Origin of the sequence: Pseudoalteromonas sp. MEBiC 03485, assembly GCF_004195145.1 — a bacterium.
GTDB classification, from domain to species: Bacteria; Pseudomonadota; Gammaproteobacteria; order Enterobacterales; family Alteromonadaceae; genus Pseudoalteromonas; species Pseudoalteromonas apostichopi.
On sequence record NZ_SGBT01000002.1, the window covers coordinates 758,452 to 770,213 of the forward strand.

Annotated in this window: 7 protein-coding genes; 5 read left to right on the top strand and 2 right to left on the bottom strand. The window is 40.4% G+C overall.

The window, feature by feature from the left end:
* The first annotated feature begins 87 nt into the window (after window positions 1–87).
* Window positions 88–1,542 carry a potassium transporter TrkG gene (locus tag EVU92_RS20120; protein ID WP_130052923.1) on the top strand — a complete coding sequence of 485 codons (1,455 nt, stop codon included), beginning with the start codon at window positions 88–90 and terminating at the stop codon, window positions 1,540–1,542.
* A gap of 263 nt (window positions 1,543–1,805) precedes the next feature.
* Here the strand turns inward: EVU92_RS20120 and EVU92_RS20125 are convergent, their stop codons facing one another.
* Window positions 1,806–3,740, bottom strand: coding sequence for a RecQ family ATP-dependent DNA helicase (locus EVU92_RS20125; protein WP_130052924.1), 1,935 nt, complete (start codon window positions 3,738–3,740; stop codon window positions 1,806–1,808).
* Window positions 3,741–3,998: 258 nt separating this feature from the next.
* On the opposite strand from EVU92_RS20125, the gene EVU92_RS20130 reads away from it, so the two are divergent.
* From EVU92_RS20130 to EVU92_RS20140, 3 genes are all read left to right on the top strand, one after another.
* Window positions 3,999–5,303: an NAD(P)/FAD-dependent oxidoreductase gene (locus tag EVU92_RS20130; protein WP_130052925.1), complete on the top strand. Its 1,305-nt coding sequence runs from the start codon at window positions 3,999–4,001 to the stop codon at window positions 5,301–5,303.
* Between the two features lie 120 nt (window positions 5,304–5,423).
* Window positions 5,424–7,553 (top strand): hypothetical protein, encoded by a 2,130-nt coding sequence (locus tag EVU92_RS20135; RefSeq protein WP_130052926.1) that lies wholly within the window; start codon window positions 5,424–5,426, stop codon window positions 7,551–7,553.
* 89 nt (window positions 7,554–7,642) lie between these two features.
* Window positions 7,643–8,212 (top strand): manganese efflux pump MntP family protein, encoded by a 570-nt coding sequence (locus tag EVU92_RS20140; RefSeq protein WP_130052927.1) that lies wholly within the window; start codon window positions 7,643–7,645, stop codon window positions 8,210–8,212.
* Here the strand turns inward: EVU92_RS20140 and EVU92_RS20145 are convergent.
* The gene (locus tag EVU92_RS20145; RefSeq protein ID WP_130052928.1) at window positions 8,209–10,656 is read right to left on the bottom strand and encodes an EAL domain-containing protein; all 2,448 of its coding nucleotides are present in this window, start codon (window positions 10,654–10,656) and stop codon (window positions 8,209–8,211) included. The genes EVU92_RS20140 and EVU92_RS20145 overlap by 4 nt on opposite strands.
* Before the next feature lie 146 nt (window positions 10,657–10,802).
* On the opposite strand from EVU92_RS20145, the gene EVU92_RS20150 reads away from it, so the two are divergent.
* Window positions 10,803–11,753 (top strand): diguanylate cyclase, encoded by a 951-nt coding sequence (locus EVU92_RS20150; protein WP_239977215.1) that lies wholly within the window; start codon window positions 10,803–10,805, stop codon window positions 11,751–11,753.
* The last annotated feature ends 9 nt before the right edge of the window (window positions 11,754–11,762 follow it).

An 11,762-nucleotide genomic window follows, 5' to 3' on the forward strand; every position in this document is an offset into this window, starting at 1 on the left:
TTATAAAGCTTTCACTCTCTCTAAAGACATCGGCTCCTACTTGAATAACATGCTGGTTTAATAGCCGTTCATTAAATCAGTAAACATATGATCAATTGGAAAATCACATTTCGATTACTCGCTTTCCCTATTTTGTGGATGAGCATAGTGCAGTTGATATTTGCAGCTTTATCGGCATTTTTATTTAAAGATAATGTATCTGTGTCATTCCTATTACCTGCGTCAATAATGCTTTTTACAGCAAGTGTCATACTGTTAAAAACCCAGCATGTTGATTCATCACTTGCCAACTTTAGGGATGCACTGATTTATGCGACAGCCACCTGGTTGATTGCTGGCTTTTTAGGAGCAATTCCAATCATTTTAGTCACCAAAGTGACCTTTACAGACGGCATCTTTGAGTCGATAAGCGCATTAACAACCACCGGCGCTACAATACTGTCTGGCTTGGATGATTTACCTCGTACATTTTTATTATACCGCCAGTTTTTACAATGGATGGGAGGGCTCGGCATTGTAATTTTCGTTGTGGCTATTCTACCTATGCTTAATATAGGTGGGATGAAACTCTTAAAAGCCGAAACACCTGGGCCAATTAAAGATGAAAAGCTATCTCCTCGTATTGCAAACACGGCGCATTACCTATGGAGTGTATACTTAAGCATAACCGTGTTATGTACTGTCTCTTACTATTTTGCAGGCATGACCTTTTATGATGCAATCGCTCATGCGCTAACAACCGTTTCAACGGGAGGATTCTCAACCCACGATGCCAGTATGTGGTTTTACAAAAGTCATTTAATTTTATGGATCGCCAACTTATTTATGATTGCAGGAGCTATTAATTTTGCCCTGCACTTTAGAGTCGTCCACAAACGAGCGCTCGGTAGTTACTATGCTGATGAAGAAACTCGTTATTTTATATACATCATTACTGCCCTTTCAGCGTTGTCGGGCGTTATTTTATACAGTCACAATACCTACTCCTCTATTTTTGAGTCATTAAGTTTTTCAGCCTTTCATATCGTGTCGTTTATAACCAGCACAGGGTTTGGTGCTGCAAATTTTACTGAATGGCCAGAAGCTGTCGGATTTTTACTTATCATCACCGGCTACTTAGGTGGATGCGCGGGCTCAACAGCTGGCGGAAATAAAATCATCAGAAACATTCTTGTGGTTAAAATGCTCAACTATAACTTTAAACAACTTCTTCACCCCCGCGCTATATTCACCATTAAGTACCAAGGCAGCCCTGTAAAAGATGACGTACTTCATGCCGTTATGGCATTTATGACCTTTGCCGCAGGATCAAGCATGCTGTTTACATTATTGCTGATGTTTACTGGGCTGGATTTTTGGAGTGCATTTTCTGCAGTTGCAGCATGTGTCAATGTTCTCGGACCGGGGTTTGGTGAAGTAGGCGCTAACTTTGCGCCAGTTTCAGACACAGGAACATGGATATTAACCGGCGCGATGCTTGTCGGTCGTTTGGAATACTTTACTGTTTTTGCTCTTTTTACGCGTACCTTTTGGAGGAAGTAAAAACACAACTGTAATATGTCTTTATAAGCCTTTTGAGCATATAAATGCATCTTACTTATGATCTTCTTTGTTCACAGGACTGATTGATAAACAAACCACCAATCCTGTATCTATTGCTAAAATGAAGCTTTTTTAAACTTTGCTATCTTCTAAGAAACACTTGGTGAACAATGTTTCAAAGACCCTCTCTGACGAATTTAAAACAGTACACATAAACATAATTGCACAACCCAAGGAAGATGTGCTGACAATTTAAAACCCTGCTACAACTGCTGTAGCAGGGCTTTAATGTCACTGTATCGCTGCTGTTCGCAAAGGCCAAAGCCTGATAGCTGTCTAACTTTGTTACGAGTAAATAAAGGCACGCTCATGCCCGCTAAAAATCGGCACTGCGTGTCGATGCTGACATCACCAATCCCTTTAGCGGCTAAGTGCCGTTTAAGCTCAGCAACTTTACTGCCAATCACATTTTGCTCAGGCATTTTGTGCACTAATGAATAACTGAGTTTTACGTGCTGGCCTCTACATACTGAGCAATGACCACATTGCTGTGGTGCATTTTGGTCATCAAAATAGCGGGCTAAGTTATAACTTAAGCAGCTATCTAGCTCAAAAAAGCGTACTAAAGTGGCGATACGTTTAATTTCGGCCTGTTCTTTTTCGATAAAGTATTGGTGAAGTTGCTGCGCTAAATCAGCGTGGTTTATTACCGAGTTATTAACTTCATACACTTGCGTGATACGTTTAGTTTCAAGTGCTATATGGCCTTTTTCTGCTAAATAATCGAGCGCTGCAACCACACGTTTTCTGTCAACTTGAGTAGCGCTTGTTAGCGCATCAAAATTAAGTGTGCCCCAAATTTTCTTAAACTCGGTGTGTTTAAATACGTGTTGTAAGAAGGCTTGTCGATCAGCATCAAACTGGCTAAGCAGCTCATTTTTATCCGTTAAAAACTTATATTTAAAATCGGCGTAATAGGCATATAAAGGTGTAATAGCCCCTTGGATTTCTAACTGCACAAGTAAGGTTTTTAACGCCAAAGCACGAATATTACTTTCGCTTGATAAGCTGTACTCTTGCATTTCCCATTGGTTGTTTGTTTGCTCGTTGCGAATGTTATTAATGACATATTCAATACCACTTTGCTCGGGAGTGTCAGCATAAACAAAGTTTTCTACGGTATTTAAGCCATCTAAGTTTGCTAGCGTAAAACAGTTTGATGAGGCACCATCTCGTCCTGCGCGACCAATTTCTTGACTATAGTTTTCAATCGATTTTGGTAGATCATAGTGGATCACAAAACGAATATCTGACTTATCAACGCCCATCCCAAAAGCAATGGTTGCCACGACTATATTGATTTTACCCGCCATAAAATCATCTTGAATTTGCCAGCGTTTATTATCCTCAAGGCCTGCATGATAAGCCACCGCATTAAAGCCCGCTCTAGCCAAACCTTCGGCCACTTGCTCAGCGGTATGTTGTAAGGTGACATAAACAATTCCAGCCCCTTGTTGGCTGGCTATGATACTTGCTAATTGCTGAGATTTTTCTTGGCTTGCAACACTAAGCACTGATAAATCGAGGTTGCTTCGGTAAAAGCCAGTTTGTACTACACATTCTGGGGCAATAGCAAAACGCTCACACATATCACGCTTTACTTTTTTAGTGGCGGTAGCGGTAAGTAGCAGTACCAATGGAATATTAAGCTCTTCACGATAGCGCGGCAGCTTTAAGTAGTCAGGCCTAAAGTTGTGACCCCATTCAGATATACAGTGCGCTTCATCAACCACCAGCATCGAAATAGGCACTTGTTTAATAAATTCACGAAAACGTTCATTCTTAAAGCGCTCAACTGAGACCATTAGAATTTTCACCTTCCCTGCTCGCACATCACTCATTACCGTATGACTTTGCTCACTGGTTTGGCTTGAATCAAGGCTTGCCGCATAAATACCTTTGCTATTTAAAAAGCTGATTTGGTCTTTCATCAGCGCCAATAATGGCGAAACCACTAAGGTCAAATTGGGTAGGTGCAATGCGGTTAATTGATAGCACAAAGATTTACCTGATCCAGTTGGAAAAATTGCCAACGACGATTGCTGATTTAATAACTGTTCAATGGTTTGTTGCTGACCTTGGCGAAACTCATTAAAGCCAAAGTATTGATTCAACGAAGTGTGTAGTGGTGTAGTCATCCTGATCCCTCACTGTCATCCCCTTTTCAGGTAATGATAGGTCTCTTACTGCGAATTAGCCATGTTAACTTGTTTAACGCTATCTCCCAAGGCTATTGATATAACTAAGCGCACTATATTGTTCTTAACAGGTACTGACAAAATCAGTAAAAAGGCGCACAATGGGCGCGTTGCCATGGGGTATTGATGGATGGACTTGCAATACCTAAGCGCTTTTTCGCAAGAGTGTTTAGGTATTATACTTTTGAGGGCAACGTAATGATTAACCAACCTCCTAAAATCGTGATAATCGGTGGTGGCGCTGGTGGCTTAGAACTAGCAACACAATTAGGACACAAACTCGGGAAAAAACGTCAAGCAGAGATACTTTTAATCGATAAAAACCGCAGCCATATTTGGAAGCCGTTACTTCATGAAGTAGCGACGGGGTCGATTGATGCCGATTTAGACGGCGTTGTATACTCAGCTCATGCAGCAAAACACCATTATAATTTTCAACTCGGCAGCTTTTGCCACTTAGATCAAACCAACAAAACCATTACTTTAAGCGAATTAAAAGACGAGCTTGGCCACCGTATTTTACCTGAGCGCCAAGTGAGCTATGACTACCTCGTACTTGCCATTGGAAGTGTTAGTAACGACTTTAATACCCCAGGTGTTAACAAGCACTGTTTTTACCTTGATTCAAACCAACAAGCTGAGCGCTTTCAGCATGCTCTACTCGATAACTTCACCCGTTTACATCAAGATGACGACCCACAGCACTCTTTAACCATTGCCATAGTGGGTGGTGGTGCAACCGGGGTTGAGCTGTCGGCTGAGCTTTATCATGTGTCAGACATGCTAAAAATGTATGGCCTAAATAAAATGACCGCCAAACGCTTACACATTGATTTAATTGAAGCAGGGCCGCGAATTTTGCCCGCTTTACCCGAGCGCATTGCTAACTCAGCTAAGCGAGAGCTGGTTAAATTAGGGGTAACAGTGCGCGAAGGCACACAAGTAAAAGAAGCCACAGAAAACAGCTTTATCACCAAAAACGATGAACATATTAAAGCCGATATTATGGTTTGGGCTGCGGGTGTAAAAGCCCCTGATTTCATTAAAGACATTGGTATCTTTGAGCTCACTCGCAATAACCAAATTAAGGTAAACCAATACCTGCAAAGTAGTGTTAACGACGACATTTTTGTAATTGGTGATTGCTGTGCATTCACCCAAGAAGATGGTTCACAAGTGCCACCAAGAGCGCAATCGGCCCATCAAATGGCACAATGTGTTGAAAAAAACCTGATTGCGACACTCAAAGGCCAGCCCCTGAGTGTGTTTACCTACAGTGACCATGGTTCTTTAGTTAACTTGTCACGCTACAGCACAGTAGGTAGTTTAATGGGTAATTTAACCAGTAATAGCTTTTTTATTGAAGGAAAAATAGCGCGATTTATGTATATTTCGCTCTACCGTATGCATCAACGTGCAATCCACGGCAGCGCCAAAACCTTTGCACTGTGGATCAGTGAAAAAGTACTTAGAGTTGTTAGACCAAAAATGAAACTACATTAAGCTACAGCATAAAGCCGGCAAATTAGTTGTTTGTCGGCTATTTATGCAGTTTGTCCCCAAGTCATTGACATCAAACTATGAAGCCATACACTTCACGCAAGATAAATCCACGGATTGAATATGAAAAAAGGTATTTCGCTAACCGTTTTTGCAGGGCTTTGTGCCTTTGGGACCTACCTGACATTAGATAAACCCACTCCCATCGCAGCTATAAACAATAAAGTTTCAACATCTACTGGTACTGTAGCTGAACAAGAGAAAGCTACTAGCCTCTTTGAACCATCAAGCCAGCCAAATAGTAAAGCAACAAAGCTGGCTAAGCTCAAGCTAGCCAAACGCCAGTGTAAGCAACAAAGTTTAAAAGCCACTCAAGCAGCGGCTGATCATAGCCAAATCGAAGCTGCACTTAAACAAGCTCTAAAAGACGGTCAATCCCTTAAGGATATTTTAAGTTATTCAGAACTTGTCAAAATATCTTACCGTTCATTTGAGACTTTGCTTATTAATGCACTCAAAGAGAATGCTGAAGAACAATTTCAATATGCCGCATCAGTAAGTATCTTAAAAAGCTGGCAAGGGATTGAAATAATTGAGGCTTTTAATACTGATACAATCAACCAACTAACGGTAATTAATGGACCCCTTAGTCAAAATACTGGCTCAATGATGTTTAATGTTCCATTACCTGAGCAAGTAAACAAAACAGCACTGTACAAACTATTGGATAACAATGATGACTTTAATACCTATTTAAAAACACCGTTTAAAATCGGTCCATCACGACTCATTTCGCCATCTGTTTTGTTTCTTGTTAATGCTCATGCGCTTAGCTTAACTGAATTTGAAAACGCAATATCCAGCAAAGAGTTTACTGTTAACGACATTGCTGTCGCTTTAAAAAGCAACTTACCTAATGAGTATTTAACAGCACTGATCTCTCAAACTGCACAGCTAGGCGGCTCGCCTACAGCAATGAGTGATGACTTTATGGATGAACAACTGTATTTAAACCTTGCTGATGTAGCCGTTAGTGAATTTAATGTACCAATTTTAAAGTTATTAAGTGAGCGAGGTATTGAGCCAACTAATCAGCCAAATGTATTTACGGCGATGGATATTGCCATTGTAAACCTAAAAGGCAGCTCAAATAGCGAAGTGAAGCCACTAGAGAGCAAACACTTAGAAACACTAAGTTATCTAAAAAATAAAGGTTATCGAGCTCACGGCGAGCTTGTGCGCGACACACCAAACGATAAGCTACTGATGCTTAAATCTTCATTTTTACCGAGTAGTCTTTTATTCGTTGGCGACCAAGTTGCTAATGATGCTTTTACTGAGTTAAAAGATATAACGCTAATTCCAAGTAGCCAAGCATTTAAGCGTAAAGATAAAGATAACTCTGCAATATCTAAAGCACTCAGTGCATATGAGCTACATAAACAGCAAGCCAAAAAAATAACTCCTGAGTGTGAAACGATAGATCAGCGGATCAATTCACTTGAGGCAATAAAAACACGTTCTCAGGCACTCAAAGAAATAGAAAAGCTTGAAGTCCAGCAAAGTTCACTGACACCCGACACCCTTCAGGCAATCGACCCTGTACAGGTTCATAATTGGCAATTTTTGCATTCGAATGAATATAAACATCAAACATCGATTCAGTATTTAGCCTTTAGGGAAGCGATTATTGAAAAAGACTTTAATACGGTAGCAACTATTACACAAACTGCAAAACTTAGTACCCATCAGACAAATATGTTGCTTGCAGCAACGATAGAAGATAGTCAACAATTGACGTCTATTTGGCAAAACAGAATAGATCCAACGCCACCAGAAACTCTTTATTCATTTACTGATTTACCATTAGCACAATGGCAAACATTAGCTGATAACGGCTTTGATTTTTCATTAAAAGACATGAAAAACAACGATATGTATTTTTATGCAAGTATGCATTCAAATGCAGCAGTTGAGTTTTTAATAAGCCTTGCAGTTGCGCATGATTTTTCTAAACCTGGGCTTGATATCCTTGACCAAGCACTTGAGCAAAGTTACAACACGCAAACCCTCGCTGACTATATGCCAAGTGCATTAAAACTAGTTAGCCAATATGAGCCTAATCACTTTCGTCGTGCTAAGCGACTTAAAGTGTTTACGCCTAATGTCTATAAAGAGCTTATTAAACTTGAGCCAAAGCTTGCCCCTAAGGATGGCACTCAAATGAATCACTACCAGTACAGCGCTTATTAAGCTCCCCTTTACCTATTCGAGCCGTAAATTAACCTATCTGTTTACGGCTCAGCCGCGTATAATACGCACTTTTTGTGGGGCGCAAAAAATTGAATATTATTACGCTAAGCGTTTTATCGCTTGCAATGTCGACTGATGCTTTTGCAGCTTCAATCACTAAAGGCAGTACGCTTAAAAATCCTCGCGTTTTAAGTGCAATCAAGCTTGGTTTATTGTTTGGCTGTATCGAAGCCATTGCACCGATTGTTGGCTGGCTGATTGGCAGTGCCGGTGCTGATTACGTTGAAGCGTTTGATCACTGGATTGCCTTTGTGCTGTTAGTGGGTCTAGGCATTCATATGTTACTTGAAAGTCGTAAAGATGACGATAATGAAGAGGAACTTGCTCCTAATAGTAAGCGCTCTTTTATTGCTACTGTGTTAACCGCCGTTGGTACCAGTATAGATGCGATGACAGTCGGTATCAGCCTTGCTTTCATGAAAGTAAATATTTACTTAGCTGCCGCCATGATAGGCCTAGCAACCACAATTATGGTTACCATAGGCGCACTACTTGGTAACGTAATGAGTGGCTGGGTTGGCAAAAAAGCCGAAGCAATCGGCGGTGTTGCACTTATCTTTATCGGCTGTGGCATCCTTTACAGCCACACCATGGCTTAACCTAATAGCTTATCAAACTCTTCTTTGGGCATGGGCTTATGAAAATAGTACCCCTGCCCAAACTCACAGCCTAAGTCGATTAAACTATTTAAATGCTGTTTTTCTTCAATACCTTCAGCCACTATTTGTAAATTCAAAGTATGCGCTAAGCTGGTGATCGTTCTAACAATGTCCATACTTTGCGTATCATTGAGCATATCTCTCACAAAAGATTGATCTATTTTGAGTACATCGACAGGAAAAAGCTTTAGATAAGACAAACTTGAATAACCCGTACCAAAGTCATCTATAGCAATAGTTAACCCCAAGTCAGCGAGCTTATTAAGCATGACTTTTATTTCATCAAAATCATGCATCAACGCGCTTTCGGTTACTTCAAGCTCTAACAGTTCACTGGCAAGCCCCGCTTGTTCAATGGTGTCAGCAACTAGATTACAAAAATTACCATCGGTAAACTGTTTTGCAGCAATGTTTACGGCAACCTTGATTTTATGCCCTTTATCGGCCCACTCTTTAGCCGCTTTACAGCTTTGCTTAAGCACCGATTTACCCAAGGCATGAATAAGTCCGGTTTCTTCAGCAAGGGGTATAAAATCCAGTGGTGAAATAAGCTTATTGTCGTTATCTCGAAGTCGTACTAAAGCTTCGACCCCCATGATCTTCCGGGTTGCGAGCTCTAGTTTCGGCTGATAAAACACCTCTATTTTATCTTGCTCAATAGCATTTCTTAACAGCTTTTCAACGCTTTGACGCTGCTTAAATTGATACTCTAAGTCATCGGAGTAATAGCAAAAACGGTTACGTCCCTGCTCTTTAGCACGGTACATTGCTGCATCTGCATGAGTCATCATCTCTTCTGCTTGAGTGGAGTCCGCAGGGTTAACACTCACACCCACACTAACCGATAAAGTATACTCTTGGCTATCAATACGAAATGGCTCATTCATGGTGTTAATAATATCGCTGGCAATGGCATCAACTACAGAGGCGCTCTTTACATCGGGTAATAAGATGACAAATTCATCACCACCAATTCTTGCCAATGTCGTATTGAGATCAATTAAAGACTCAAGCCGCTTTGCAACATCTTTTATGATTAAGTCACCTTGGTGATGCCCTAAAGTGTCGTTTAAGTACTTAAAGTGGTCGATATCAATCAGCATTAACGCTACATTCTTATTCATGCTACTTGCAACCTTACAAGCATGAGTGACCCTGTCGTGTAATAACACCCGATTAGGCAAATCTGTTAGCAAGTCATGATTTGCTAAATGACTCATTTTCACAGCCATCGCGATTGATTCACTGACATCATGAAACACAATAATACCGCCGATAATGTTACCCTCAACATCACGTATTGGCGCAGCTGAATCTTCGACCCTATAAACTCGCCCATCAAGCCCAGTTAATTGACTATTTAACGCCATGGCAACTATACGCTGCTCTTTTAAAGCAACAGATATAGGATTGACGAGTGTTTTGTTCGATGTTGCATCAACGAGCTTCATTACCTCTTCAATATGGCGCCCTTTTGCCTCTTCAACGTGCCAACCTGTTAATCGCTCAGCAATGGGGTTCATAAAGTTAATAATTGCATTATTATCCGTAGCAATTACGGCATCACCAATAGAATTAAGCATAACCCGTAAGCGTTCAGATTCATTCGATAGTAGTTTTTTTGTATGAGTAATTGAAGTGATGTCCGAAAGAGTAAGAATAACACCTACAACTTCATGCTCTTTTATTCTTAAATTTATTTGCGCTCGAACATATTCAATTCTATTGCGAGGGCTGGGCAACTGAATATTTAAAACTTCTTGCTCAATTCCTTCAGTTAAGCAGCGATGAAAAGCCTCATATAATTCATCGGGTAATACATCTTTGGCGAAACAACCTAACATTTGCTCGCTGCTTTTTGAAAACCAATGGGCGGTTTCATCATTACTAAAGAGGTTTTCCTCTGTATTTGACCAGTAAGATATATACACAGGTACTTGCGCAACGAGTGTCGAAATATCATTTTTTGCAGCCAGTATTTGTGCTTCTTGGTGTTTAAGCTTTAATTGATTTTGCACTCTGAGCCGGCAAATATTTAAATCAACGGGTTTATGAATAAGATCAATTCCGCCGCTTGCAAAACTCTGATATTCAAAAATTTGCTCATTATGAGAGGTGACAAAAATCACATGACTTTGTGCGGTTTTAGGGTTGTTTTTAAGCTTTTGACATACTTCAAAGCCATTCATGCCGGGCATTTCAATGTCGAGCAAAATCACATCGGGCTGAAAGAAAGCGGCTTTTTCAATGGCTTGAGCGCCATTATCACAACAAACAATTTCACCAAGATCGCTCAGCGACTCCGCCATTATTAATAAACTAGTTGGCTCATCATCAACAACAAGCACTTTGTTGTGTGAATTATTATGATGAGAAAAAAGCATATCCATCGCCCTCAGAATCTATACCTAAAAAAACTCTAGTCCTATCTCACCAGTCTCGCCAAAAAAAATAACTTTTTTTTAATTATTAAGTTGTAGAAAATCCCAGAATCCAGTCTATGCTTTATTCATCGCGTGGAGGGAATAGTTTGCAACCGGTAGCTAGTCGCACAGATTTAAAGCTAAATGATTCTGTTATTTTGATTGTTGATGATGAACCAATTAATACAACCGTAATAGAAAGTTTGCTCGCGCCCTTCTATAAAACGCACACCACAGATTGCGGTGAAAACGTGCTGCACCTGTGCGAAACCCTAAAACCTGATTTAATACTGCTTGACGTGATGCTTGGCTCCATGAGCGGTCTAGATGTTTGCAAGCTATTAAAAAAACACTCCCAGTACAACGATATTCCGGTGATTTTTATCACCGCCATTATGGATCAAGATGACCAAAATAGGTGCTGGCAAGCAGGCGCCGTCGATTTTGTATCAAAACCGGTTTATGGCGCCACATTACTTAATCGCGTAAAAGCACATTTGACCTTAAAAAAACAAGCCGACTTACTCAAAAGTCTTTGTGAGCACGACAGCCTAACAGGTTTAAACAATCGACGATTTTTACAAAACACCCTTGATCAAAACATTCGTTTAGCCGTCAGAAACGATAATGCCCTTTCAGTATTAATGCTCGATATTGATTACTTTAAACAATACAACGACTCTTTTGGTCATCAACAAGGTGACGAATGCCTAAAACGTGTTGCTGATGAAATCAAAAAAAGTGTTAACCGCCCAACCGATACTACTATTCGTTATGGCGGTGAAGAATTTTTATGTGTATTGCCAGACACCGATATTCAAGGGGCACAATTTATTGCTCATAAGCTTTTGGCAAACATTCGTGAACTAAATATTGAACACCCACATGCAACCTCTGGAGTACTCTCTATTAGTATTGGTAGCGCAACATTTCCTGGGCATGAAGCCATCGACACTGACGAGCTAATTCGCTGTGCCGACAAAGCGCTCTATCAAGCCAAGCATCAAGGGAGAAACCGCTGTGTTTGCATACTTGCTGAACCCAGTTTTAGTTTTTAAGCTAAACCA